Source organism: Flavisolibacter ginsengiterrae DSM 18136, assembly GCF_059568575.1.
This window is the reverse complement of record NZ_JCANTR010000029.1, coordinates 1-26,333: the sequence shown is the minus strand read 5'-3', so window position 1 is coordinate 26,333 and position 26,333 is coordinate 1. Positions and strand designations below refer to the sequence as shown.

The following is a 26,333-nucleotide window of genomic DNA, read 5'->3' as shown; positions in this document are numbered from 1 at the left end:
GGTTAAAGAAATGCAGAATGATCTATAAAGCCAGGGATTTCACTATTCACAATCATGGTTTTAGATGCCCGTGATCAGTGTTTAAAAGAAATTGCCAGTTTACTTTTAATCAAAACCTGTTCATGAAAAAGTTAGTATTCATCAGTTGCCTGTTGGCTATAGTATCGATTTTAGCCTGCAACCAGGGCAATAGGAAAAATAAAATTGCCACATCTTTCGGCAGTTATACCGAAGACTCTGTTCAAAAGCTGGCACATGCTTTCTTTCAAGCCGTTCCGACAATGGCGGATAATAAAGACAATGCCATTACGGAAGCGAAAGTAAGACTGGGTAAGATGTTATTTTATGATACGCGCCTTTCGGCTAAAGGAAATAATAGTTGCAATTCCTGCCACAGCCTCCAAAGCTTTGGCGTGGATAACCAATCCACATCAATAGGAGATAAGGGTAAAAGGGGTACAAGGAATTCGCCTACAGTATTTAATGCCGCTCTTCATAGTATGCAATTTTGGGATGGAAGGGCTAAGGATGTGGAAGAACAGGCAGGTATGCCTATTCTAAACCCGGTAGAAATGGGTATGCCACACAGGGATGTTTTAATTCGACGCCTGGCCGCTATCAATACCTATAAGGAAATGTTCGCCGCAGCGTTCCCGGAAACTAAAAAACCTGTGACGTACAATAACTTACAGAACGCCATTGCAGCTTTTGAACGGACACTGATCACCCCTTCAAGATTTGACAAATACCTGCAGGGTGAAGTCACTGCTCTTACAACCGAAGAAAAAGCCGGAATGGTAACATTCATCCGTTCAGGCTGTACCAATTGCCATAAAGGTGTGGGCGTGGGTGGAGATATGCTGCAACGCTTTGGGCTTGTAGCCGATTATCGTCCATTTACAGGCAGTAAGATCAATGATGTAGGGAGAATGTCTGTTACAAAGAATATTTCAGATAAAGATGTTTTCAAGGTGCCTGGGTTACGTAATATCATTGGAACCTATCCTTATTTTCATGATGGCAGCATTGTGAAACTGGATTCCGCAGTCAGGATAATGGGTAAAATTCAATTAAACAAGGATTTAAAAACGGATCAGGTGGAACAGATCATAGCTTTTCTGAGCAGCCTTACAGGAGATGTCAGGCCAAGTGCTAAAAATATACCAACTGACCTGGTTCAGAATTAAGGTTGGCCCATTAACTATGTTAGTTGCCATAAAAAGTAAGTAAATTTAGTTTCACCTTTTAAATTTTATTATGGGAAAATTTATAACAAAAACCGGGGCTGATGGCCAATTCTATTTTAATTTGAAAGCAGACAATGGCCAGGTGATCTTATCCAGCGAAGGATATACTACAGCCGCAGCAAGGCAAAACGGTATAGAATCCGTTAAAAGTAATGCTGGTAATGATAACCGTTACGAAAGATTGACAGCTTCCAATGGAAAGCATTATTTTAATTTGAAAGCCGGGAACGGACAGGTTATAGGAAAAGGCCAGATGTATGATTCAGCAGCAGGAAGAGATGGAGGCATTGAGTCCGTAAAGACAAATGCTCCAATAGCCAATGTAGTGGATGAATTGCCTGCATAAGAAACCTTTCTATGGGCATTAGTTTTTGGTAGTCCTGACCGCCAGGTTTTATAATACTTTCAACACGGAATTCCTATAAAGCTTTCCTATGGGAATTTCTGTTTTATTGATCTCAATGATCTCGTTGGTGAAGGTGTTGATATGATGAATAGCAACAATAAAAGATCGGTGGGTGCGAATAAAGGTTTTCTCCGGTAACATAGCCTCCACTGAGGCCAGCGATTGTTTGGTTACAATAGTGCTGTGCGTTGTACATACTTTTACATAGTCTTTCATGCTCTCTATGTACAATATATCGTTCAGTAAAACTTTCACCATTTTCCTATCGGCACGGAAGTATACAAAAGATTCTGTATTATTTTTTTCTTCAATCGGTTGAATTTTTTCTTCTGACACCAGGGTTGGTTGTTTGGGGAAGGCCTTGGTGACCGCCTTGATAAACCTGTCGAACCGGATCGGTTTCATAAGGTAATCTGCAATGTCCAGTTCATAACCTTCTACTGCATATTCGGCGAAGGCAGTAGTAAATATTATTTTGGGCTGAATGCTTAATGTCCTGAGAAAATCAATTCCATTGAGCTGGGGCATTCTTATATCCAGGAATAACAAATCTACATGTTGCTGTTGCAACATGCCAATTGCCTGAATGGCATTGCTGCATTCCCCGGTAAGCTGCAGCATAGGCAGCTGTTCCACATAGCGCTTCAGCACTTCCCGTGCCGGTGGTTCATCATCTATAATCAAACATTTTATTGCCATAGTTTTATCAGGCATGCGCTGTCATTAATATTGGTTCCTGCGGCAGGATGCTAACATCTTTTCTTTGTTCCAATTCCAGTTTTAGGTTAACGATAAATACTTCGTCCTCATTATTGATCACTAATTCATATTTGCCCGGGTACAGGAGTTCCAGTCTCCTGCGTGCATTTTCAATTCCAATACCAGCAGCATGCAATGTATTGGTTGTTGGAGGTTTGCTATTCAGAAGTTTCATTGTCATATGTTTCCCTTCCAGCAGCACAGTGAAACTTAGCCAGGGATGTTCCAGCATATTGCTTAACCCATGTTTGAAACAATTCTCCACAAAGGGTATGATCAATAGGGGTGATATAAATGTGTTGCATGTTTGTTCTCCTGGCAATTCAATATGCAGGTCCAGTTGGTTGCCATAGCGTATTTGTTCCAGGTTGATGTATTCCCTGATCATGGTTAGTTCTTTGCTAAGGGGGACAAGCGGCTGATTGCATTCATACAACATATAACGGATAATATCGGATAGCCCCATAACCAGCTTTGAGGCTGTGGCAGAAGTATTTTGTGTATACGAGTAAATATTATTGAGTGTATTAAAAAGAAAGTGGGGATGCACCTGCGCTTTCAGCACTTGTAGCTGTGATTGAATGTTTTCCTTTTGAAGTTGCAGGTTTCTTTGTCCTTCGGTGTACCAGTGTTTCATTATTTTGATGGCTGCCGCCATACCCCCGATTGAAATGCCACCACGCAATCCTGCCATCAGGGAAAAGAAGAAAGAATTGTTATTGATTATTGCACATGCAGCAATAGCAGATGGAGATAAGAAAAAAGCACGCACCGGATTAATGACATATAATGAAGTAAAAGCTGATAAAGCGGCTGAGGATAAAATCACCAATATGATCCAAATAGCCGAAAGCACATATTTGTGTTGTAAAATATAATACGGTATAACGTAATACATCAACGAATAAGAAAGAAAAATATGGGAAGGCATGTACAGGATAGAATCTATAAATGAGGAAGGTAGCCTGTCCATGAAACTGTATTCCGGTGTATGAACGAAACCGTATAAAAATGTCTGGAATAAACACCAGGATGTCCAAAAGTATAAATGCCTTTGGATCCTGTATTTCGGTTCATTGGAAAAGATAAAAGGATGCTCTGTCATAATGATCCACTCTTCTAAAGTTACAATTCATCAATGGTTAATTACAGCCGAATGGGTAATAATAGCGTAACAGGCGGTATTTATCGACAAAGTTCCTTTGTCGACGATTGGAAATGCCCGCCACTAATGAAATAGTGGCAGGCATTGTTTGGGATAATTAATGGCTTTTGAATGTGTTGGCAACCAGTAACCTGTTTTCACCAGGTGATTGCTTTGCATTCCAGGCCACAACAGATGCCTCGAGGATCTTTCTTAATCCCATTAGCGTCTTTCTTTTTTTAATATTGATCCTTACACCATCCAGTTTTTCTTTATAGATCACCTGGTTGTCGTTGTTATAGAAATAGACAATGGAGCTTAATGGAGTTTTGTTATTGGATTCCACCACCCAATAGCCATTGGGAGAAACCCATTTGGGGGTGAACTCTTTTTCTTCCTGTGCGGAGCAGTTCATTGAAAAGGCTGTTAAGGCGGAGGTGCATACTAAGATGAAGATATACTTTCTCATGGTCTCGTTTTTTATTGATTTATTGATCGATGTTGTAAAACTAGAATCAATAGAGAGTGAAAATGTTGATAATAGATGAGAGTGCAGGATGGGTATATAGACAGAATGAAAGTAGAGACCAGGAGGTTACGCGATAGATGAAATGATTTAGTCTATTTCGTGAATTATATGGTAGATATGTTTACCTGTAAATGAATTTTACAAGGAGAACAAATTCTATTGCGTAGGTTGCCTGGTTACTTAATTAGTATAAAACCTGTTCATCTGTATAATAGGTATTCAACATTCCCCTTTCAGCAATTTTAATTGGTGCACCTGTGGGGCTTTTATCTTTTTTCTTTGTGTGTATATCCAGGAAATCCCTTATCTCACCATGTACCAGGCCGGGATGGTTTTTAAATATTTTGTTGGTTGCGTTCCTCAACACCTTTTTGATATTTTTTGCCAGTTCACTGATTTTTTCATCGGGGATGGCCTCAGCCTTTGAAAAGGGAGAAATACCTGTTTGCCATAGTATCTCATCTGAATAAGCGTTGCCGATTCCCCTTATAACATTTTGATCGAGCAGTATATTTTTAATGGCCGCTTTCCTGTTTAACGCTTTTTTCAAATACCTGTAGTTCAATTTAGAATCCAGCGCATCTATCCCATTTTTATCTTCCGGGTTTAATTTTATGAAAGCAGCTTTAAACCGGTCGGTAAGTGCCAGGTTGTTTCCGTCCTGGAAGTACAATTCCACTTTAGTTGATTTTCTGTCATTCTTTTCCTGGAAAGGAATTAAGTCACCCGTAAGCATCAGGTGAAGACCAAGTACCTTTCCATTGGAAAACAGGAAGCGCATTTCTTTTCCCGAACGGTACACATCTTTTAGCTTTTGTCCTTCCAGGGCTTTGGACAATTCCTTTTGTGAATCACTGATATTCTTGTTATTGACAATTTTGATCTTTGACAAGGTCCTTCCGCCAAACATCTTTTTCAGGTTCCTTGTAAACACTTCTATATCTGGTAATTCGGGCATAAGTAGTATTCAAACATATTTTTAGTTTCAAAGGCCGTTCCCTGTGTTTAATTATAGCGCGAATAAGTTGCACCAATTATGAACAATTTAATTCACAGGGGAGGGTTTTCATTTTAAAGGAAATGTGCGTATGAGTAAAATGTCAAATTAGCCAAACCGCAACCTTTAATTCATATTCTATATTTTTTGTATCCTCGTGTAAGAATTTTTATGAATTTGCTTCATAAGGTATTAATATACTGGCAATTGGAGTTAATTAAAAATGATTTTTTATTTTTAATTTTTCAAACCAGTTTATCCCAATCCATATTTAAATAATGCTTAATCAAACCACAAAGGCTGAGGAAAATCATGTCATTACAGAAAGTGAAATAAGCCTTTTTGAAGGGATCCCTGGTAATAATGTTTTGATCCTGAATGATCCTCCACATTTCACCATTTTGGGAGTAACCGAAAATTACTTAATTGATACCGGCAAACGCAGGGACCAGCTTCTTGGAAAAGGATTGTTTGAAGTCTTTCCGTCTAATCCCAATGACCCCAACGATACAGGTGAAAATGATTTGCGCTTTTCTTTTTCTGAAGTAATCAACCACAAAAAAATACATCATTTGCCTACCCAGCGGTATGATGTTGCCAACTCCGAGGGAAGTTATGAAGAAAGGTATTGGAATACCAGCAATACCCCCATCCTTGATAAAAGTGGGGAGGTCAGGTATATCATTCATAGTGCAGTGGAGATTACTTACCAGGTAAAAGCGCAGCAAAGAGAAGACCGTATTAAACTTTTAGAGCAGGCGCATAATCTGTTTATGCAGGCGCCTATTGCTATTGCTATCCTGACGGGTGAAGAATTCGTCATTGAGCTGGCCAATGAACCCATAATGGAGGCCTGGGGTAAAGGATTTGATATTATAGGCAAGCCTATTGTGCATGTTTTGCCTGAGATCGAAAGCCAGGGGTTCATAGATTTGATGAAAAAGGTTGTTGCTACGGAGAAGCCTTTTCATGCTTATGAAATGCCAGCTACTTTATTGAGAAACGGGAAAGTAGAAATTGTCTATTTCAATTTTGTATATCAACCTTATTATGTAAAAGAAAAGGATGCGCCTATAGGCATTATCATCTTCGCCAATGACGTGAGCGAACAGGTACATTCAAAAAGTAAAGTAGAAGAAAGCGCTCAACGTGTACGCAGCCTCGTGGAAAGTGCACCATTCCCTATTGGTGTATATGTTGGAAGGGAAATGCGTATTGAACTTGCCAATCAAACAATCATTGATATTTACGGGAAAGGGCCTGATGTTATTGGTAAGCGATACACGGAAATTCTTCCCGAGTTAGACAACCAGGAAATATTTAAGCAACTGGATGATGTTTTTACCACTGGAATACCCTTTCATGCAAGGAACCAACGGGTAGATATCGAGCACAATGGGAAATTGGAAACCTATTATTTTAACTATGATTTCACGCCACTTTTTGATGCAGCAGGCAAAGTATATGGCGTGATGAACACCGCAGCGGAAGTGACAGACCTTGTACTTGCAAAGCAGTTAATAGAAAAAAACGAATCCAATCTTCGCAATATCATTTTGCAGGCGCCGGTAGCCATGTGCATTTTCAGGGGCCGGAATTTTATCATTGAGCTTGCCAATCATCATATGTTTCGTTTTTGGGGGAAAAGCGAAGAAGAGGTAATGCACAAAGCTGTTTTTGAAGCACTGCCTGAAGCTAAGGACCAGGGATATGAAGAACTTATGCTAAGAGTGCTGGAAACAGGACAAGCTTTTGCAGCTAATGAACAGCCGGTTAGGCTTCCCAGGGATGGTGTGGTCAAAACCGTGTATATCAACTTTGCGTACGAACCCATAAGGGAAAGCGATGACACTATTTCCGGTATCATTGCAATGGCAATAGATGTAACAGCACAGGTTGAGGCACGGAAAAAAATAGAAGAAAGCGAACAGGAATTACAGGTTCGTGTGAAAGAACGTACCCGGGAACTGGAGTCACAAAAAAACCTGCTCAATAATATACTCGTCAATTCTTCAAACGGCATTTCTGTAACTGAAATGATACGGGATCAAAATGGATCTGTCATTGATGCTACAACCATTATGGCCAATGAAGCCGCAGTAAAATTCACCGGGCTGCCTAAAGATATTTACCTGTCCAAAACGGCCACCGAATTGGATCCTGACATTTTGGATTCGCCGTATGGCCAAATGTGCCTGAATACATTGCGGACAGGAGAAGCAGGTGTAATACAATATTTTCTTGAAATTACCGGCAGGTGGCTGGAACTGACCATTTCCAGGATGGACGATGATCACCTCATTCACATTTTTACTGACGTAACCCCAATTAAAGAATCACAGCTTCAATTAGAAAGGACGGTGGAGGAACTACGGCGTTCCAATCAAAACCTTGAAGAATTTGCTTACGCTGCCTCTCATGATTTAAAAGAGCCCATTCGTAAAATTCACTTTTTCAGTGACCGATTAAAAGAGAGCCTGAAAACGAAACTGACAGACAATGAACAAAGTTATTTTGATCGCATGGAAATCGCTTCCAAACGAATGGGCTCGCTCATTGATGATTTACTTTCCTATTCCCAGGTGAGCCTGCGGCCAAAACATTTTGAAGATGTGGATCTAGATCAGTTGATCACCCTTGTGCTTAATGATCTTGACCTGGAGATAGACCAAAAGGATGCAAAGATTAAGGTGGGTAATTTGCCCGTTGTTTCTGGTCACCACCGGCAATTGCAGCAGGTATTTCAAAATTTACTATCCAATGCACTTAAATATAATAAACCTGGGATTCCACCAGTCATTGAAATAACCTGTGTAAGAGTGAAGGGTAGGGAAAACCCCTTAACGATTTTTAATGAAGAAAAAGAGAAAGCATTCTGGTTGATCCGGGTGTCAGATAATGGAATAGGTTTTGAACAACGGGATGCAGAAAGAATTTTTAATGTCTTTACCCGCCTGCACGGCAATGCAGAGTACAGGGGAACGGGCGTAGGCCTATCAATAGTGAGAAAAGTTATTGAAAATCATAACGGTCATATCATAGCAAAGGGATTGCCAGGAGAAGGTTCGGTTTTTGAAATTTATCTGCCTGCTGATAAATAAAAAAGTTTTCTATACAAGACGCAAGGGTATTCGTATTGGTACTGGTATAGTTTCAATTGATTGTTGCAAAACGGAAGTACATAGATGTTTAAAACCTAGTATTTTTTGGGAATCGGGGTGCTGAAAAAGAATCGACTTTGCATCATCTGCCAAATAAAGCCGGGCAATTAAAAACAATGAACCTAAATTAATAAATTAAGCAGAAGTTGCTGACGATATTCAAATATCACTACATCGGCAAGATGGTATATTAAGGGCATGCTATCGACAAACCATCTATCAGATATTATATTATATAACTAATTTCATTCCATGCGAATACGCTTTTTCTTTTTACTTTCCTATTTTTTGATCAGTCAATTAGCTTCTGCGCAATCCCATGAAGTTTCCCTGATTAGAAATTACGTAACTAAAAATGCCGGGAATATTATCGATGAATTTGCGGAACTTCTTTCTTTGCCCAATGTAGTTGCAGAACCCGAAGGCCAACAAAAGACAGCCGCATTCATTATGACAATGATGAGCAAACGCGGGATTCAAAAAGTAAGACTGCTAAAAGCATCTACACCAGGCATACCGCCGGCGGTTTATGGCGAGGTAATGACTCCAGGCGCCAGGCAGACCCTTATTTTTTATGCGCATTATGATGGTCAGCCTGTTAATCCCGCTCAATGGGCAAAAGGGCTTTACCCTTTTCGGCCGCAATTATTTTCTAATGCCATTGAAGAAGGTGGAGCGAACATTCCCTTTCCAGCAGACGGCAGTTATCAAAACGAATGGAGGATCTATGCCCGCAGTGCTTCTGATGACAAGGCTGGTGTAGATGCCATATTGAATGCTTATGATGCTATTCGAAAAACCGGGCTAGCTCCTGAATGTAATCTTAAGTTTTTCTTCGAGGGTGAAGAAGAAGCCGGCTCTCCGCATCTTAATGAAATACTGGAAAACTACCGGTCCTTATTCCAATCGGACCTGTGGATCATCTGTGACGGTCCGGTTCATCAATCCGGGAAAAAACAAATTGTATTTGGTGTTCGTGGCGATACGCATCTTGATATTACGGTGTATGCTTCAAAGCGGCCTTTACATAGCGGCCATTACGGCAACTGGGCTCCCAACCCTGCACTAATGTTGGCAAAGTTGTTAGCTTCTATGAAAGACGACAACGGTAGAGTGACCATAAAAGGGTTTTATGACGAGGTAACGCCTTTAACCCCTTTTGAAAAAAAAGCATTGGGCGAAGTACCGGCAGTAGATGATCAAATGAAAAAAGAGCTGGGAATAAATGCCCCTGAAATGCAGGGAGTGAAACTAAATGAAGCTATCAATATGCCTTCATTGAATATTAATGGCATGCAAAGTGGCAATGTGGGTAAGCTGTCTTCCAACCAAATTCCAACCTATGCCAATGCGGTGCTTGATTTAAGGTTGGTATTGGGTAACGATTGGAAGCGGCAGCAACAAAAAGTAATTGATCACATAAAAGCACAGGGTTACTTTATAACGGATAAAGAGCCTACAGAAGAAGAAAGGGCAAAATATGGAAAGCTTATAAAAGTGATACCCGATACTGAGGGTACAAATGCACAGCGTACATCAATGGATCTGCCCATTATACAAAAAGTTATTGCAGCCGTTAAAACCACAACCAGGGATCAAATTGTATTGCAGCCAACGATGGGTGGCACCCTTCCTCTTTTCTTATTTGAAAGATACCTGAATGCCAAAACCGTCACCGTTCCTATCGCCAACCATGACAATAACCAGCATGCCGAAAATGAAAATATTCGTATCGGTAATTTATTCGAAGGAATTGAAACGATGGGATCGTTAATGATGATTAAATAATTGCAACTATTGCGTGGCTCACTTCTTCCGACAATTCAAATAGAATGACATTGAGCAGAAAGGCTCAATAACGGTTTTTTTGTAACGAGATAGCTGGTTGTTCTAATAATATGAAATTGTCTTTAACAGGTTTCCCAAATAAGCTGTTTGCTGTTGGCACATTTACTATTATTATAGCAACTGTTTAAATTTTCAATTTAATTTGTCTGAAGAGCGGTCAATGGTTTAATTAAATATTTTTGGGGCCATTTATTGTACACTATGAAATTTTATAAAAAACTAAGCCTGCTTTCGTTTTTATTCTTCGCATCTTTTTGTCATTCCTTTGCCCAAAACAATGTAAAGAAAGGGTCCCCTGTTCGTTTTTTAATTAGGGGTGCACTTGAAATGGGTGGCGACAATGTCGCTGAAGTTTATTTTACCAATGGAGACAAACAATCAGTGAAGGCCGGCCAGGGCGGTTCAATTGCCATTGGCGGAGAATTTCAGATGACACATGTAGAGAGCTTGCTATTCCACGCTACAGTGGGATATAAATATGTAACCACCAAGGCTGATAATGTACATATCCGTTTAACCCGGGTGCCTATTCATTTCACTGCCAATTGGATGGCAACAAAGAAACTGCGTTTTGGTGCGGGCATAGCTACGCACCAGGCGATCCGCTTCAAAACTGATGGCATTGGACAAGACATGAGTTTTGAAGGTGCAACAGGTCCAACATTTGAGGTGGCTTATAGCGGGATAGGACTTACCTACACGGCTATAACCTACAAAGACCATGATAAACACCAATATTCAGCCAATGCAATTGGGCTTTCCTTTACCATTGCAATTCCAAAAAGATAATGCGGAAGTCATTCATGCTTATGAACTGTTTACATGCGCTTAGCAATCCACTGGATTGATTTGACTGGCTGACCGCAATGTGCTAAGTCGTGTGTTTGTATACACCGATCCGAAACACTTGACTGTTAGCTGAAAGATTAGGGCAGATAATTATTATTTTGGAGCTAATAATTTACATATAAGATGAAAGGAAAAAACTTAACACTGTTTATAATTGGGGTTTTGTTAATGAGTGTGAGCTTTATTCTTAAACGATACATTGCTTTAACAGATATTATGGATGGCTTTATAAAAGGAGTTGCTTTTGGGCTAATGATTTTGAGCCTGGTCTTCACCTTAAAAAAAAGAAAACAAGAGATTCAGCTGAAGTAAATGCAATTTATTGCTATTCAGGTACAAAGAATATTTTTGCCTGACAATAATATCAGTATGAAATGAATTCAGAAATTCTGGGTATTATCCCTGTTCTTCCATCGGCTGACATTTCGAGAGATATAGCATGGTACAATGAAAAAGCGGGTTTTGATACAACTTATTCAGATGACATGTATGCGGTTCTTTACCGTGAAAATATCTGTATACACTTGCAGTGGCATGCCAATTCAGAGAATGATCCCTTGCTGGGCGGTTCGGTTATCCGAATTGAAGTCAAAAATATAAAGCCGCTTTTCGACGAATTGGTTCAACGGGGGACAGTTGCGGGAAATGCTTTCAAAGCTTGCACACCCTGGAATACAAATGAGTTCGGCTTTTTTGATTTGAATAAGAATGCCATTTTTATCATGGAGGAGATTGAGTAGTGTCATTCAGATTATTGATAATAGCAAATACCTCATTTTTAAGTTGTTGCAGATGCCGGCTTTCCATAAGGAAAACAGGCTAACGAATAACATGACACTCAGCATACATTAATAAACTTCATTGCGCCAATTACACTTCGATAATATTTTAAAGCTGTGCTTTGTCTTTCAGATCTTGTTTTTATCAGCACTAAATTAAGCTCATACATATGAGCATTCAGGTGAATCCAAACGAAGCAATTAATCATAGCTACTTACTACTTTTGCTATTTAATTGAGTTGTACAAATCCATTAGCAATCCTAAATCATTGAATAATGCAAGCACAATTAATCACTTATCAGTTAAAAGATATTTCCCAGGCAGAATATCTTAAGCAAATGGTAGAGCCCGATGCACCGGTTTTAGCTAAAGTGCAAGGTCTTATTTCTAAAATCTGGTTGACAGATGTAGAGAAAAATACTTTTGGGGGTTTTTATTTGTGGGAAAACAAGACTGCTATGAATGACTTTATGCATTCTGACCTTGTGAAAGGTGTTGTTAGCCGACCATTCGTAAAAAACGTTACTTCGGTTGACTTTGAGGTAAATCAAAATGCTTCAATAATTACACGGGGACTGAAATAGAAAGTAGGTTTATTTTATTTTGCCAGAACAATTCTGGTATGCAATCGGGACTCTGAGGAAGAAGGTTGACAGATTTTTGGGTGAATGAAAATAGAAGTGTCACTATCTACTAAAGAAAATATTTGTTATTATCAGGCTGTAAACCTGGCCTGCTTTTTCTATTCGTGAAACTTTAAACCGTCTAATGCCTTGTCTACTTTTTTGTTTACACCATAGACGATGATGCCCACTAAATCCAGGTTACCTACGTTTATGCTGGCTATCTCGCGTATATTTTCTTCACCGGAACGGGTATCGAACAACGTTTTGGTATAAATGCCAATGGCAAGTTCCCGATCTCTCGAACGGACAAATGCCCGATTCAATTTTTCTTTAGTTTCAGCTTTATAAATAAGCACCGGATGTTTTATAAATGGTAAGAAGCTTACGTTGTCAGCTGTAATAAATGCTTCGCCATGGGTTTCAGGAAAGCTGATTGCTATACTGCCCGCCAGGAAGGAAACGACATTCAGCTTCTGCCAGGTCAACAGATCGTCCTGAAGTACAATTGCTACTTTTTTATCGTACATACTTTAATCATTTAAGTTTAACTCCATTTGGATGTTACAGCGCTCATAGGGAGTGGTGCGACCCGTAATTTTTATAAACCCTAATTTGAAATAAAGGTTAATGGCCGGTTTGAGTATTGTATTGCTTTCCAGGTAAAGTTTTTTACCCCCTAATGATTTCGCTTTTTCAATAATTGCCTCGCCTAATAGCCATCCTATATTTTTGCCTTGTGCTTTGGGAGAAACCGCCATTTTTGCCAGTTCAAAATCATAATCCGGGTCATCCATTTTAATTAAAGCACAAACACCTACAGGTTCATTTTCGTATAGGGCCACCAGTATTTGACCACCTTTATCTAAAATGTATTCTTTAGGATGGTCTAAAGCTTTTAAATCCGCCTGCTCCATTTTGAAATAGGTAGTAATCCATTCTTCATTGAATTTTCTAAAAGCATCCGCATAGATTGGCTTATAGGGTACAATCTTAACTTTCATGCTTTCACGTTGCTTCTTTTGTTCCTGAACGTATTGAAGCAGACTTTTTTGGTTGAGCAGGTATTCCCATTCTTCGATAGCCCGCCAAAGGTCGTGATGTGCTTTCCCTGATATAGCTTCTACTGCTGCTGTTACGTCTGCGTACTGGTCTTTTATTTTTTCTGATAATTCCTTGCCCCTTTTAGACAGGCTTACCACATTTTTCCGACCATCTTCCTTGTCTTTCTTTTCTATGATTAGACCGCTTTTGGCCATTTCACTTACTATCTTACTCACAGAAGGATGCGAATGCCCGATTCGTTGGGCTATCTCCGTAATGGTAAAATTCCCTTGTTTTAATGCATGGAAAACCGGGAACCATTTGGGTTGCAATTCTATGTTGTAGAGTTTGTAAATGCTTGCAGCATCAACTGTTATTTTATCGGTCAGCAATCGGAGCCGTGTTCCGATTGCCATTTTTCCTGTTTGATTGAAAAAGTCCATATATGTTCCTATTTACGTAACTGATTACGCAAATTTATATTTTTTTATCAACCTGGTATTGGGTAGGTAAGAGTTGATAAGTTAGACAAATGCATAAGCAGGTTTAGGAAAGCCCAGTGGGGAGGAATAGATGGTGATGAGAGAGTCTTTTGAAAATGGTAATAGAAAGGCGTCTGGCTATGCTTTGGAATATAAGCTCATCACTATATCTTTAAACAGCAACAACACCGGCTAAAATAACTTAAACATCCGAGAAGCAGAAGGGTCTGAAGATTAGCACTAATACTTATTTCTGGGATACACTATGGATTGAATAAATCAATAATTATGAAAAGAATTTTCCTCTTTTTATTTTTTGGCTTAAGTATAATGAAAGGTAAAAGTCAAAATCTGGATTCATTAATCAGGTCGAAAAATAACGATTCACTTAGCGGAAAAGTTTTCACCTATTATTCTCCCAATTGTAAGCAGGTTGCACTGCGCTTACAGAAATTAGTTGCTTCTGCAAGTAATTATTATGAAAAGCAGTATGGTAAAAAGCTTCATATAAAACTGGCTGTTCTGGATTCTTTACACTGGTTAACAGAATTGCTGCCTTATGGATTTGTTTTTTATGACGAGGGGTGGATGGTAATGAATACCGGAATGAAATATGAAAGCTTTAAATCCGTTTATGGATTATCGGAATTTGCCTCAAAGCTTGACAGTTCTTTCCGCGGCAATAAAATAACACCAGAAAAAGTAATTCAAGATGTGTATGCCGTCTACTGCATTCATGAAGTTGGTCACTATTTTTTTGATAAAATTTCCAAAACAAAAGGGCCAGACAAATGGAGTAATGAACTAATAGCTACCTATTTTTCCTACCAGTATTTCAAAAATATTCAACCCGATGTATTAAAGTCTATGGAGGTATTCAGTGCTACTGATAGCAAGGAGTATCAACCGATGCATAGATCTATTGTAGATTTTAACACCATTTACGAAAGTGTGGGAATAAAGAATTATTTATGGTATCACAGCAATATCTTCTTCTTAGCAAAGGATTTGTATAGTTGTTATGGAACCAGGTTTATTCCAACTTTCGAAAGATTATTTCCCAAGTCATCACGGCAAAAATTTGACTATAAAGAAATTGCCAAATTGCTGGATAAAGGCTGCCATCAAACAGTGCAAAATTGGATTAGTGGTTTAGAAAATACGCATAAGGTAATGGTGCAAAAGTGACAGTCAGGAGTGCAGGTGAATAGGAAAAACTCAAAGGAAAGATGGCCGCCTATTTATGTTTTTCTGTGGCCACCGGGTTTAAGACTCGATCAACTCTATTTCAGGATTCAAAATAAGAAAAGAAAAAAGCCGCTGAAAATCATGCATTTCAAGCGGCTTTGAACTTTGTTGTTTAACTTTTTGCGGACCGGACGGGACCGATAAAAATTATTAAAAGTGCTTGATAAGCAATGATTTCATTTCTTGATTCTTGCCAGGTAACCTAGGTGGGAACCGAATTTGACAACTTACATCACTTTGATATAAAAGAGCTAAAATGCTATATCAAATTTACAAAATAACTGTATAAAGTTGCCTAAATAAGGACATAATAAATTTTCTCTTTTAGTACTACCAGCGGTAAAGTATAAATAGAATTATCCTGTTGTTTTACGGTAATCTTCCTGATAAAATTGAATTGTATCTTATTTATACTTTATCTAGGCTTTATCCTGCCTTCATCTATATAGTATAAGTACAGAATAGCAATCGTTCTATCTCTTCTACTTGAAATAGATTTTCACGTGTTCTTTTTTTATTCCTGTGTATTCGCAGAATTCATCCAGGGTGACGAACTGGTCTTTTTGCTTGTTGTAATGCTTTCGAATTTTTGCAAGCATGCTCCAGGCGGTCCTTGGGGAAAGGCCGGTGATGTTTGTTACATCTTTTGCATAAACGACTATGCGATGAGTGACAAATTCCTGCATAATCCGGCAAGTTTGGAAAGGTGACTTTGAATGGTTTGTTGAGCTGAGTAATCTTGTGGTGAGAGTGCAAAAATAAAAAAGTATTAGAGCTCTAAAAGTGACTGAGGTGTTTTTGCAGCGTTTTTATTTTTTACTTAAATCAAAAGATCATGGCAAGACAGACGGGGGTCGTGACCCTAAAAGGTACCATAGGTGGTATCTCATTTTATAAATCAGTGGATGGGCATATGGCCCGTCAGAAAGGTGGTGTGGATGGTAGCCGCATTAAGACAGATGCAGCTTTCCAAAGGACCAGGGAGAATGGCGCTGAATTTGGGAGGGCTGGTAAAGCCAGTAAGCTTTTAAGAAGTGGTATTCGTTCCATATTACAAAACGGTAAGGACAGGAGAGTGGTCAGCCGGCTGACCACTGCAATGGTGAAAGTGATCCAGGCGGATGCAACAAGTGTGCGTGGACAGCGTAATGTGCTGGATGGAGAGCTGGAACTGCTCCAGGGTTTTGATTTTAACCGCAATGCTCCCCTTGGAACAACATTGTATGCACCTTTTACTGCAACAATCAACCGCGTAGCAGGTACGTCAGAGATTACGCTGGCACCTTTTATTCCGGCTAATGAGATCAATGCTCCTTCCGGAACTACTCACCTGAGTATTGTGTCTGCAGGGGTGGAAGTGGATTTTGAAGGTGAAACATTTGTGCAGCAAACAGGTGACAGTGGCATGATGGCATGGGATAATACAGCCACGTCTAGTGTGACAATGACTCACACTTTGACGGCCAATTCTACGCACCCAATTTTTGTGCTTTTAGGTGTGCAGTTTTACCAGGAAGTGAACGGGATTAAATATCCATTGAAAAATGGTGCCTTTAACTCCCTGTCACTGGTGAAAGTGAGTGGTCTTTAATCCTTTAGGATAGCCCTTGAAAAAGGCTATCCTGAGTTTCAACTATCCTAATACAAAGATCAAAATGGAACTGGAGCTGATACGGTCGTATTTTCCTTGTGGGACAAATGGAGAGCTTTACCTGAATGGAGAGCGGATCTGCTTTACCATCGAACTTCCCTGGAAGAATAATAAGCCAAGGTTGTCATGTATACCGGAAGGAAGGTATGAGATTTCAAAGCGGTTCAGTGAGCATCATGGCTGGCATATGCATGTGAGGGATGTACCAAAGCGGTCGTTGATATTGATACATGCTGCCAATGATGCAGAAAAGGAATTGAAAGGCTGTATTGCTCCGGTTTCCATTTTAAAGGCTGAGGGTAAAGGTTTAAGATCCAGGATTGCACTGAATAAATTGCAATCCATAGTCTTTGAGAGCCTGGATAAAAAGGAACCCGTTTTTCTTACAATTAAATCTGAGGGAAATGAAATTGATTAACAGGGTGCAGGCGCCTACGCCTCCATTTTTTAAGAAGCTGCGTACCATTGGTCTTATCCTGGCTGCAGTAAGCAGCACCATTGTTGCGGCACCGGTGGCACTGCCTGCAGTGGTGATCCAAATAGCAGGGTACCTTGCTGTAGCAAGTACGGTGGCCAGTGCAGTGAGTCAAACTGCTATTTATGGAGAATAAAGTATGCATTCTTATTTTGACAATACTACCAAAGCTGGTACATTAGGTGGAACGCTACTGGCCATATTCGCTAATATCAGCAGTGCTGATCTGATCAAAACATCAGTACTAGCTGGACTGGGTGCGATAGTGAGCTTTGGGGTAACACTGGGATTGAAAATGCTTATACGCAGATACAGGAAATAATTCTTTCGTTTGTTGTGGTGACCTGCGAAAGGAAAAAAAGAGGCTTCGGCCTCTTTTTTATTGTATAGACACTTATTAGCTATTCTTTTTCGTCCCTGATTTTTTGTTCCAGCTCATATTGGGCTTTTGCCAGGGCAAAGATGGTTGGATCTGTAAGGTTGGATAGGACAAGAGAGGTCACTTTGTCCACTTGATTAACAGCAGATAAATACAGCGCATATTGCATGGAGAGCAGGCTATTGTAATACTCTATTAGTTCCAGTCCTTCGGTTGGGATTTCAAGGTCATTAAAATCTGCGTGAATGGGATCCTTCTTTGTGTAGCCCGCCAGCAGGTAAAGTCCGTCCTCCTTTACTTTTCCCTTACCCTCTTCGGTTTCTCTAAAAAAAGCAATGAAGCCGAAGATGTGTTCATAAAAGTGGATCTCACTTCCTGAAAGGTTGATGACCTGGTTCTCTTCTGTGGGATTGGCAATTGCATTTGAAAGTGCGTCAATAGCTTCCTCTGACTGATCTTCTATCAGTGATAAAAGATCATAGAGGGTTTGGAAATTAGTCTGGATCTCAATGGTGTAGAAATTGCCATCTAACTGGTTTCCGTAAACACCAAACAAAAGGACGTTTGAGTTTTCATGGGAAATGACAATGCTAGAGATGCCAAGGTATGTTGTAAAAATATAATTAGCGTTTTCTTTGGGTCCGGCCATAAAAATTGAAATGGTGATTTAATGTCCTGGTCAGATGGAGGGGGCGTAAATCTATATATTATCCTTAAGGATGAAGAAGGAAAGACGATTAAGTTTTAAATGATTTTAATCATTGCAGGAATAATATAGGTAGTAAAATGAATTTATTGCATCGTACCAGCTAGAGAGCTGGTACGATGCGATGCTGCCAGGCGAGATGCAGCAAAGGAATGCCGGCAACCACAGGGCAACGATACACGACACAAACAAGGGAACCATGGAGGCAACCAAACACGCAAAAAGAAACCCAGGACCTGCGACGACGACCAGGGAAAGGAAAGGGAACTGACATAAAGAACTATTTAAGATTAAAAAATAAAATGACTGCCTCTCTCCAGTACCGGGTTTAGGGTGGCAGTATAAATGATGGCATTGTGGGAAGGGATCTTTGTGTTTATGCTGCGCAGCGAATGTGTTGTGCCGGTACTATCTTGGCAGGCTATTTTATTTTTTAAATAGTTGGGTCATATTTCCTATTACTGGTTGTCGGCCATAGGATCGTTCATGAGGCAGAGTGGTATTTTGGATTTCAGGAAATCATACTGAAGTAAAATATTTTAAAGAAAAAAAGAAAAGGGAAAAAGAAAAAAAGAAAGCCGCAAGGACAGGCGGCGTGGCCAGGGAAGCAAGGAGGAACGGAATAAATGTATGGGCTGTGTGAATGGTCATGTGTTTATGCCGTAGTTCCTTGCTTTCCTGATTTTATGGGATGTGTGTTAGCCGCCTAAATTGGTTGTGGTGATTTTCTTTCAAAGATTTTTCAAATCCCAAATCAAAATGAGTGGTAATTAAATTACATGATCAATTCATTAGAATAAGAAAAGGAGGAAAAATTCAAATGCATTTATTGTCATGATGGAGGTGAATAAGATACATATTTGTTATTTATGTAGTGATCTGATGTTATTGTATACGGATCGTTCCAATTCATTTTAAACAAATTACTAAGCCCGGAAATAAGACTGCTAAAACTACATGGCTTTGAATAATATAAAGTTGCGCCAAATCCATAAGAATTTTCTATATGGTTTGGCTGGGTAGAACTGCTAAAGATGACTATTGGCAACCTGGAGAGCTTTCTTATGGCTCTAATTTCCTTTAAGCAGTCAATACCGTCTTTACAAGGCATATTGATATCAAGGAACAAAAAATCAGGAGGCAAATTATTTTGTAAGCGTTTCATCAATACATCTCCATTAGGAATCGTTATTAATATTGTCTCCGGAAGTATTTTATTTAATGCTTCTTCAAAAATTTCACAGTCATCAAAATCATCATCTGCTAACCATATTTTGTTGAATTGCAAGTGAGGTAAACTCATTTATCAATTTTTATTAGGGAAAAAAATAGGATAGGATATAAGTAACAGTCTTTGAAGGTATCATTTAGTTTTTTGAATGAAGTTTTCATTCTTAACCTCATCCTTTATCTTTTCCCTCTGCATGTTATATTGTAGCTCAAATTGTCTGCTAGATCTTTTATAAAAACATGGGAAGAAAAAGTTCCTAATTCTATTAAAATTCATTTTAAACGATTTAGACATAACGGAGAATGAATTTTTGCGTTGAGGCAAGGTAATAGCGCCTGCGGCTAAAAAAAGCGTGGCTGTCCCGGAGAGTAACCGGGGCTGAAGCCTGGCAGCGTAGCGAGCCATGAAAGCCGCCGGAGAGAGGAACGAACGGAGGCGGCTGCGAGCCCCCACGAAGGGGCTGGCAGTAAAGTGCTGAAGAATGAAGCACAGTGCCAGCTCCATAGGAGGCCGCTGGAGCTATATTTCCCGAAGGGTGCGGAAGCGGCCGAACTATGCGAGAGAGCCTTAGTGCTGCTTTGCGAAGCGAGGTACGTAGCGAGCAATTAGCAGTCACAAGGCGAACGAAGCCGGAGTGGGGCGCAAGGCGAGCAAAATTATAGGCAGCGGGTGGACTGAATGTGACTGAAGTGAATGGAGACCGTAGTGGAGCGCAGTGGAACCCAGTGCCCTTTAACAGGATGATGTGGGAAGGGTGAAGCCAGGCTGCGACAGGGCAGTGCAAACGCGTGTGGGTTGGGACGGTAATGTTTCAAAGAACTGACTTGATCATATAAAGTGTAAAACCTGATAAAGAATTGATTGGTGCGCTGGAAAGCGATTGCCTGGCCGTGAGCATTGGCAGGGAAGGGCACGTGGTGCAATGGAGCGGAACGGAGGGTGTAATGAACGAAGTGACATGAAGGACACAGGAGCTGCCGTGACGAATGCGGAGGAACTGCAAGCGGTGTGACAAACTGCGTAGCGCAGCGGAGCATCCGCCAAAGGCGGACTTGCAGCTGCAGCAATGCCATAAAAGGTCATAAATGAAATTATTGCTGCTGCTGCAATGGTTTGGCACATTCCGCTTGCTGACGACGCATGAGGAACACCTTATTACCTTGCAGGGTGGGTTATAGGTGAACGTATGTTTTTTTTGGAAACGGGAGGGGAGAATGTTTAATTGAAAAGGTCTCTTGAAGGATTAAGTGGAGAGACAATAGGGACAAATGGGACGAGGGAATTGCAAATAGATGAACAATCCACCTTCGCCAAGGCTTCGGCGGACAAGGGGAATATTGAATTTCAAAGGGCTTGAATTCGGAGAATCTTTTTATTAAAACCCTTACCTAAGGATGAAATTTAATTTAGTATGATTAAGGCTTATTAGCAGGGTGCGGTGGGAGGAGAGCAGCTACTGCAATGAACGGAAGAGCGAATGGAATTGAATATTTTCCATTGTTTATTGTCAATTGCTTTGGGCGGTTGAAACCTCATTTTTGCGATTGTATCATGAGCGATGTAGTGAACTTGCAGTTGCTGCTGTGTTTGGCCGAAGGTGACAACAGCGAAAGCCATCGTGCGTCGGCATGTGACCTGAGGCCAGTGGCTGGATAGATTATAACACATGAGATAATTTTACAAAAGAGCTAACGAAACCTGGAGGAATTGACTTGCGTTTTTAATATTTCCGGATTGACATAAATGATGGGCTTATGCTAATCTGAAAACATAAAAAACGCAATTGCATCCTCCTGATACTCTTGTAGTAAGATCATTTTTGAACCAGATTGCATTAAATAAAGTAGTCGCGTAAATTAGCGTGTTATGCGCAACACAGCAACCAAACTATGCGAACGATAATTCTTTCAGCCGCTTTCTTCTTTGCTTCATTTGCTTACGGGCAGGACAACACCATTTCAAAGACACGGATTGAAAGAGTAATAAAAGAATACTCAGATAATTTCAAGGGCTTTATTGGCGAGCAAAAGCTGTCCGGTATTCCGAAGAGAATATCTGTCGAACCAGGTATCTATGACGGCATTGACGAACTACACATTTGGGGCGACACAGTTTTTATTTATTCTTCGGTCATTCAAGAACAAGGTGATAGTTCAACTACAAGACGCAAAATTATTCAATTGGATAAGCAGCTTCAAAGCATTCTTGGACCCCAGTTTACAAGAGAAGTCGTGAGTCTTTCATTTTCTGAGGATCAGGAGGTTCCTTTAGCTTTTAAATCAGAGCGAATTGAAGTTTATGTTTCCGTTGGAAAATTCAAAGACAAGTACATGGCGCTACTTGCTTTTAAAGGAAAGGCTCAAAATAGCCAGTAGGGCATCTACCCAATGCGCATAACAAAGGTTTGCCAAAATAGCGGCTCAAGTGCTACATTCAATTACAAAACAATATTGAACGACAATAGGTAAGCCAAGCGGCATCAACACAGACTTCCGCTACTTCGGCAATCCTTTTTCCGTTATGTATGGCGGCCTGGAATAATTCCTGATAAAAATTATACTTTTTTACGGGTAGTAATTAATCTTATCAAATAGTAGAGAACTAAGGCTAAGCAAGTCCAGTATATGGCGCAGGCTAGAGCCCGTATTGGGGGTGCGGGGTCCGGATCGTTGAATATCGGTGCCAGGGGTCCTACCAATACAATTTTGAGAGGATATATAATGGCCGCTAAAGTACGTTTCCAGGCTATTGGAGAGTTAGTTCCCGGGAACCAATCCCCGTTTATGGGTCTCAAAATTAAATTAGTAATAACCTGAAAGGCAAATGCCGAAACGAGAAAGATGGTGACAAATTTTGTTCTAGAGATCTTCACAACTATGAGTTTTGAAATATTTGGAAAGTACTTTGTATTACAAAGTTAATCAATGGATCTGGTATTCCTACTTGCGCTTGAAAAATTATTCAGTCATAGTGGGATAGGGCCTTTAGAGGCAACTCCGGTAAATTGTAGGACAGCGTGTATTTGAATTTATAATTACAGTAATTGCTAATATAGTTAGTAGCTTTGTTTATGCAATTCTGGATCACATTCCGGACCGGGTTTAGGGATGCGCATTACCTGGTTGAGTATGTTGTATTGAACAAGAGGGAGGAGCAGTTTAAGGTAATTGCCAGGAATGGATCTGTTACCTTTTCATCGAATAGGCCTTTATTTAGAAATAAGGGCCTGAGAAGGAGGAGGCCCGATTATGTGCTAATAGAGGGCAATATTCCTAATAAGTCTACTGAAAGACAATTGATAGAGGCTATCCATAGTTATGTGGAGAAGAATTGGGAATAAGTAACACGATGCCGCGAGTCAGCTTGCTCTACTGGCAAGCGAGACTCGCTTTAGAAGAAAAGCAGGGAGAATTTTAAAATTAATGATTCACTTGTCCTCCCAATAAGCGCGATACCAACCGAGTTAAGAATCATCTTTTTTACTGACAACCATCATTATTTATTATTAATAAAGTTCATTTCTTGTGATGTAGTTCTTGCCAATAAATGAAATATTAAAATGACCAATTCTAAGAAAATTGCCGGATTGGTTGGCCCGACTATTATGGTTCTCGCTTTAGCTGAAGCGATGAATTTTCATATCTGGGCTTTAAATATTGCTCCTGTTACTTTTCTTGATGGAAGTTTATTATTCGTTGCTGGCCTTTCCATTATTCAAGTTCACAACCATTGGCGCAGCTGGGCCGTATTGATTACACTTACTGGCTGGTTTTGTATTCTTGGTGGCTTATACAGAATGTTTGTTCCGGAGGCACCGCAAGCACCACAAAATATTACTACAAACCTTGGACTGGGGATTTTCTTTGCTGTTGGAACCTTTTTGACATACAAAGCCTATGGCAGAAAAGAAATCCATACCGGAACTTCAAAAACCCGGTATACCATTGTTACTTGCTTATTGTTACTCTCTGTTTTTCAAGTATTGCTATTGACTATTCACTTACATGTTCCAAGAACTGTACAATTTGATTCATCACTCCCCTCTGTTGAGATCAATAATTATAAGTACCATATGGAAATTTATGGTGCTAAAGATTCTACACCGCTTATTGTCGTACACGGTGGCCCTGGGCTTGATTACGAATATTTGAAGCCATTACAGCGACTATCGAATGATTACCAGGTTATATTTTATGACCAGAGGGGCACCGGCTTATCACCACGGGTAGATAAAAAATTTCTTACAATAGAGCAAAACTTAGATGACCTGCATTCTATAGTGGAGCATTTTTCCAAGGGTAAAAAAGTAAAACTCATAGGGCATTCATGGGGAGCTACTTTGGTTGTCGGGTATTTGTCCATGTATCCCGAAATGGTTTCGCAGGCGGTGATTGTTGAGCCTTTTATTCTTTATCCCGGCGCCCCTGTAAAGGAATGGGTGGAAAAAACTAAAGGCATGATGTCTAATATGGCATCTACCTGGCAGATAGCTAAAAGCATGAGTTATTACCCTTTTGTGCTTAAAGAAGATGGCCAGGAAGGTTACGAATACATTGGAACAAAATTAGCCGGCAAGAACCTGCCTGGCCCTCCTTACAATTGCGAAGGGCAAGACTTACCTCCCGGAATATTTAAACGTATGGGATATGCCGTATATAATGCGATTATAAAACCAATAATGGATGATCCCAGTTCCTTGCACTATGATTTTACCAATGGGATTACCGCATATCATGGAGATTTGATGTTAATGAGTGGGGAATGCAGTATACTTGGACCCCTATACCAGGAAAAATATGCTATCCCAAAATTGCCACCGCAAACGGTTCTTATAAAAGCAGCAAATATGGGGCATCATATGATTACACTTAACACAGACTGGACGCTGCAAACTATCAGGAAATTTTTGAATCATAATTGCAACGATCGGAATAGTAACCACAACCTGGATCATATGTAATATTCTAATTGCCTAAGAATATCAGTCCAGTCGACAAGGAATTATAAATCAAACTAAAAGTAATTGAAAGCAAAACGACAAGAGGAATGTGAGCTTTATGTAGTCCATATAAACGAAAAATAAAACCCCGCAAATAGCAGGGTTTTTATTAAAGTGGGTTCTTTTGTTTTTAATCCAATATTTTGATCGGTTTTGCTTCCCTGTGTTGTTTACCCTGGAGTATCCTGATGTAGTATGTTCCTGGCCGGTACATGGCGCCAATGTTCAATGTTGTACCCGGATAGATTTTTTGAGTTTCTAACATTCTTCCATACTGATCAAATACCTGAAGCGTAGCCCTGTCCATCTTATTGCTTCCCAATATATTCACATTAAAGCTGGAAGTGGTTGGATTAGGACCTACAGTGAGATTCAGCGTTTGTTGCTCCGTTGATTGTACCTGCATTGGAGCTGCCTTTGTCAGTGCCGGAGTTGCAATAGTGCCTCCAATTACAACAGAACTGTTTGAACCTACAACAGTAGTCGGATTGGCAGCATCACTCTTACCGGGTTCATTGTCATAGTACACCTGGTTTGTGTTCTTGTTATATATTTTCAGCCTTACCTTATCCACTCCTGATCCATCCAGTGCTCCATCTATCACATACATAATGAAGTTCACACCACTTTGTCCTCCTATGATCTTTCCGGATCCTTTAAAGACTGCCTTGTATCCGGCCACAGAGAGGTAATCGAAGTTCAGCGCATCATACTGGAATCCTCCAATGTTAAAATTGAAATGAGTTTCCCCTTTTGGCATAGTAGCACCCTTATAATAGTTCACCGTAAATCCATAGGTTACTTTTCCAGTAGCCGAAGGATTTGACAATAATGCGCCTTTGGGAGAAGCAAAATTACCGCCGCCATAAGTATATCCTCCATTAGGATCATAGATTACGATGATCTCCTCCTGATCTTCATTGGTGTTGGCATAAGAAGTAACCTTGTTTTGATCTGTTACATTCATCTGCAGGCGGTATATTCCAGTTGATCCAAACTTATATGATCCTGTTACCTTACCGTTCTTAGTGCCTGAAGGTTCTGTAACTATTCCTTTGACGGATGTGTTATCATTTATGAGCCAGGCCCCTGTATGCTTGTTTGCCGGCTTATCCCAGAATACACCTGAGAAATTGACGGTAGAACCGATCTTGAAAGGAGTGCCTGTCACCGGGCTGTTTATATTATGGGCAACGGTAACTGTGGTGGTAGCCGTACTCGCAGTGTTACATCCGTCAGCAGCTGTTACTGTTATGGTATAGATCCTGCCGTCGGTGCTATTGCCTCTTTCTGCCCTTAGCTGCACATGATGATCATCCGTAATAACCCAATCTGGTGAAGTGTCGCCATCGCCGGTACCATTGATCGGTTGATTGCTGCTAACCGATAAGCTGGAGGTAGCACCACAGTTGTCTAACACATCATAGCCCATTGTTACTGTCTGCATCTTGTGGTTAGGAGGCCAAAGCGTAGCAGAGCTGACGCTTACTTTACTGATAACCGGCGGCGAGTTATCAAAGACAGTGATGATTTGTGAACAGGTTACAGAAGGAACTTCTTTTACCCTGTATGTTCTTGTAATGTTATAGCGGTTGGCGCAGGTTTGGTTGGAGATGGCATCACCCACGAATTCTGCCGTGAGCGTGGTGCAACTATATGTTATCGTCACAGCGGATGTATTTGGAGACGGAACATCTTTTGAGCAACTTACTGTGACTGTAGGAGGACACGTGATTATAATATCCTGTGGATCCGGCGCTACGGTTACTTTAAA

General features: G+C 40.2%; 25 protein-coding genes. 15 read left to right on the top strand and 10 right to left on the bottom strand.

Annotated elements, in window-relative coordinates:
* Positions 1-122 precede the first annotated feature (122 nt).
* Both BP74_RS20150 and BP74_RS20145 read left to right on the top strand, forming a co-directional pair.
* Positions 123-1,187 carry a cytochrome-c peroxidase gene (locus tag BP74_RS20150; RefSeq protein ID WP_496377085.1) on the top strand — a complete coding sequence of 355 codons (1,065 nt, stop codon included), beginning with the start codon at positions 123-125 and terminating at the stop codon, positions 1,185-1,187.
* A gap of 70 nt (positions 1,188-1,257) precedes the next feature.
* The gene (locus BP74_RS20145) at positions 1,258-1,593 is read left to right on the top strand and encodes a YegP family protein (protein ID WP_496377083.1); all 336 of its coding nucleotides are present in this window, start codon (positions 1,258-1,260) and stop codon (positions 1,591-1,593) included.
* A 48-nt stretch (positions 1,594-1,641) separates the two neighbouring features.
* Here BP74_RS20145 and BP74_RS20140 read toward each other — a convergent pair whose 3' ends face one another.
* The 4 genes from BP74_RS20140 to BP74_RS20125 form a co-directional block, all read right to left on the bottom strand.
* Complete coding sequence (locus BP74_RS20140) at positions 1,642-2,352, bottom strand: LytR/AlgR family response regulator transcription factor (RefSeq protein ID WP_496377081.1); 711 nt, start codon at positions 2,350-2,352, stop codon at positions 1,642-1,644.
* Between the two features lie 7 nt (positions 2,353-2,359).
* The gene (locus BP74_RS20135; RefSeq protein WP_496377079.1) at positions 2,360-3,385 is read right to left on the bottom strand and encodes a sensor histidine kinase; all 1,026 of its coding nucleotides are present in this window, start codon (positions 3,383-3,385) and stop codon (positions 2,360-2,362) included.
* Positions 3,386-3,674: 289 nt separating this feature from the next.
* Positions 3,675-4,025, bottom strand: a complete 351-nt coding sequence (locus tag BP74_RS20130) for a hypothetical protein (RefSeq protein WP_496377077.1) — start codon at positions 4,023-4,025, stop codon at positions 3,675-3,677.
* 244 nt (positions 4,026-4,269) lie between these two features.
* Positions 4,270-5,043 (bottom strand): DNA-formamidopyrimidine glycosylase family protein, encoded by a 774-nt coding sequence (locus tag BP74_RS20125; protein WP_496377075.1) that lies wholly within the window; start codon positions 5,041-5,043, stop codon positions 4,270-4,272.
* 317 nt (positions 5,044-5,360) lie between these two features.
* Between BP74_RS20125 and BP74_RS20120 the strand changes: the two genes are divergently transcribed.
* The 5 genes from BP74_RS20120 to BP74_RS20100 all read left to right on the top strand — a co-directional run bounded on the left by BP74_RS20120 (position 5,361) and on the right by BP74_RS20100 (position 12,305).
* On the top strand, positions 5,361-8,183 hold the full coding sequence (locus tag BP74_RS20120) for a PAS domain-containing protein (RefSeq protein ID WP_496377073.1): 2,823 nt from the start codon (positions 5,361-5,363) through the stop codon (positions 8,181-8,183).
* Between the two features lie 312 nt (positions 8,184-8,495).
* Entirely contained in the window at positions 8,496-10,031 is a 1,536-nt protein-coding gene (locus BP74_RS20115) for a M20/M25/M40 family metallo-hydrolase (protein ID WP_496377071.1), read from the top strand.
* Between the two features lie 261 nt (positions 10,032-10,292).
* The gene (locus tag BP74_RS20110) at positions 10,293-10,880 is read left to right on the top strand and encodes a hypothetical protein (RefSeq protein WP_496377069.1); all 588 of its coding nucleotides are present in this window, start codon (positions 10,293-10,295) and stop codon (positions 10,878-10,880) included.
* A 434-nt stretch (positions 10,881-11,314) separates the two neighbouring features.
* On the top strand, positions 11,315-11,680 hold the full coding sequence (locus tag BP74_RS20105) for a VOC family protein (RefSeq protein ID WP_496377067.1): 366 nt from the start codon (positions 11,315-11,317) through the stop codon (positions 11,678-11,680).
* A gap of 316 nt (positions 11,681-11,996) precedes the next feature.
* Positions 11,997-12,305, top strand: a complete 309-nt coding sequence (locus BP74_RS20100; RefSeq protein WP_496377065.1) for a YdhR family protein — start codon at positions 11,997-11,999, stop codon at positions 12,303-12,305.
* Positions 12,306-12,463: 158 nt separating this feature from the next.
* On the opposite strand, the gene BP74_RS20095 is transcribed toward BP74_RS20100, so the two are convergent.
* The gene (locus BP74_RS20095) at positions 12,464-12,874 is read right to left on the bottom strand and encodes a DUF2000 family protein (RefSeq protein WP_496377063.1); all 411 of its coding nucleotides are present in this window, start codon (positions 12,872-12,874) and stop codon (positions 12,464-12,466) included.
* 3 nt (positions 12,875-12,877) lie between these two features.
* Complete coding sequence (locus tag BP74_RS20090; RefSeq protein WP_496377061.1) at positions 12,878-13,804, bottom strand: bifunctional helix-turn-helix transcriptional regulator/GNAT family N-acetyltransferase; 927 nt, start codon at positions 13,802-13,804, stop codon at positions 12,878-12,880.
* A gap of 354 nt (positions 13,805-14,158) precedes the next feature.
* Between BP74_RS20090 and BP74_RS20085 the strand changes: the two genes are divergently transcribed.
* Positions 14,159-15,058, top strand: coding sequence for a hypothetical protein (locus tag BP74_RS20085; RefSeq protein WP_496377059.1), 900 nt, complete (start codon positions 14,159-14,161; stop codon positions 15,056-15,058).
* 542 nt (positions 15,059-15,600) lie between these two features.
* Here the strand turns inward: BP74_RS20085 and BP74_RS20080 are convergent.
* The gene (locus tag BP74_RS20080) at positions 15,601-15,804 is read right to left on the bottom strand and encodes a hypothetical protein (protein ID WP_496377057.1); all 204 of its coding nucleotides are present in this window, start codon (positions 15,802-15,804) and stop codon (positions 15,601-15,603) included.
* A 149-nt stretch (positions 15,805-15,953) separates the two neighbouring features.
* Here BP74_RS20080 and BP74_RS20075 point away from each other — a divergent pair, with 149 nt between their 5' ends.
* From BP74_RS20075 to BP74_RS20060, 4 genes are read left to right on the top strand one after another with little or no spacing between them, the layout of a single operon-like run.
* Positions 15,954-16,709: a hypothetical protein gene (locus tag BP74_RS20075; protein WP_496377055.1), complete on the top strand. Its 756-nt coding sequence runs from the start codon at positions 15,954-15,956 to the stop codon at positions 16,707-16,709.
* 16 nt (positions 16,710-16,725) lie between these two features.
* On the top strand, positions 16,726-17,187 hold the full coding sequence (locus BP74_RS20070; RefSeq protein ID WP_496377053.1) for a DUF5675 family protein: 462 nt from the start codon (positions 16,726-16,728) through the stop codon (positions 17,185-17,187).
* Positions 17,174-17,380, top strand: coding sequence for a hypothetical protein (locus tag BP74_RS20065; RefSeq protein ID WP_496377051.1), 207 nt, complete (start codon positions 17,174-17,176; stop codon positions 17,378-17,380). Before BP74_RS20070 ends, BP74_RS20065 begins: the two co-directional genes overlap by 14 nt.
* 3 nt (positions 17,381-17,383) lie before the next feature.
* Positions 17,384-17,566: a hypothetical protein gene (locus BP74_RS20060; protein WP_496377049.1), complete on the top strand. Its 183-nt coding sequence runs from the start codon at positions 17,384-17,386 to the stop codon at positions 17,564-17,566.
* Between the two features lie 79 nt (positions 17,567-17,645).
* On the opposite strand, the gene BP74_RS20055 is transcribed toward BP74_RS20060, so the two are convergent.
* Together BP74_RS20055 and BP74_RS20050 are read right to left on the bottom strand one after the other, a co-directional pair.
* On the bottom strand, positions 17,646-18,272 hold the full coding sequence (locus tag BP74_RS20055; protein ID WP_496377047.1) for a hypothetical protein: 627 nt from the start codon (positions 18,270-18,272) through the stop codon (positions 17,646-17,648).
* A gap of 889 nt (positions 18,273-19,161) precedes the next feature.
* A complete protein-coding gene (locus BP74_RS20050; RefSeq protein WP_496377045.1) occupies positions 19,162-19,632 on the bottom strand; it encodes a response regulator in 471 nt (156 codons plus the stop codon).
* A gap of 1,817 nt (positions 19,633-21,449) precedes the next feature.
* Here BP74_RS20050 and BP74_RS20045 point away from each other — a divergent pair.
* The 3 genes from BP74_RS20045 to BP74_RS20035 all read left to right on the top strand — a co-directional run bounded on the left by BP74_RS20045 (position 21,450) and on the right by BP74_RS20035 (position 24,520).
* The gene (locus BP74_RS20045; protein ID WP_496377043.1) at positions 21,450-21,935 is read left to right on the top strand and encodes a hypothetical protein; all 486 of its coding nucleotides are present in this window, start codon (positions 21,450-21,452) and stop codon (positions 21,933-21,935) included.
* A 249-nt stretch (positions 21,936-22,184) separates the two neighbouring features.
* The gene (locus BP74_RS20040) at positions 22,185-22,376 is read left to right on the top strand and encodes a hypothetical protein (RefSeq protein WP_496377041.1); all 192 of its coding nucleotides are present in this window, start codon (positions 22,185-22,187) and stop codon (positions 22,374-22,376) included.
* Between the two features lie 743 nt (positions 22,377-23,119).
* Entirely contained in the window at positions 23,120-24,520 is a 1,401-nt protein-coding gene (locus BP74_RS20035) for an alpha/beta fold hydrolase (protein ID WP_496377039.1), read from the top strand.
* A gap of 169 nt (positions 24,521-24,689) precedes the next feature.
* Here the strand turns inward: BP74_RS20035 and BP74_RS20030 are convergent.
* Positions 24,690-26,333, bottom strand: a 1,644-nt coding sequence (locus BP74_RS20030; protein WP_496377037.1) for a T9SS type A sorting domain-containing protein, incomplete at its 5' end; no start/stop codon positions are given.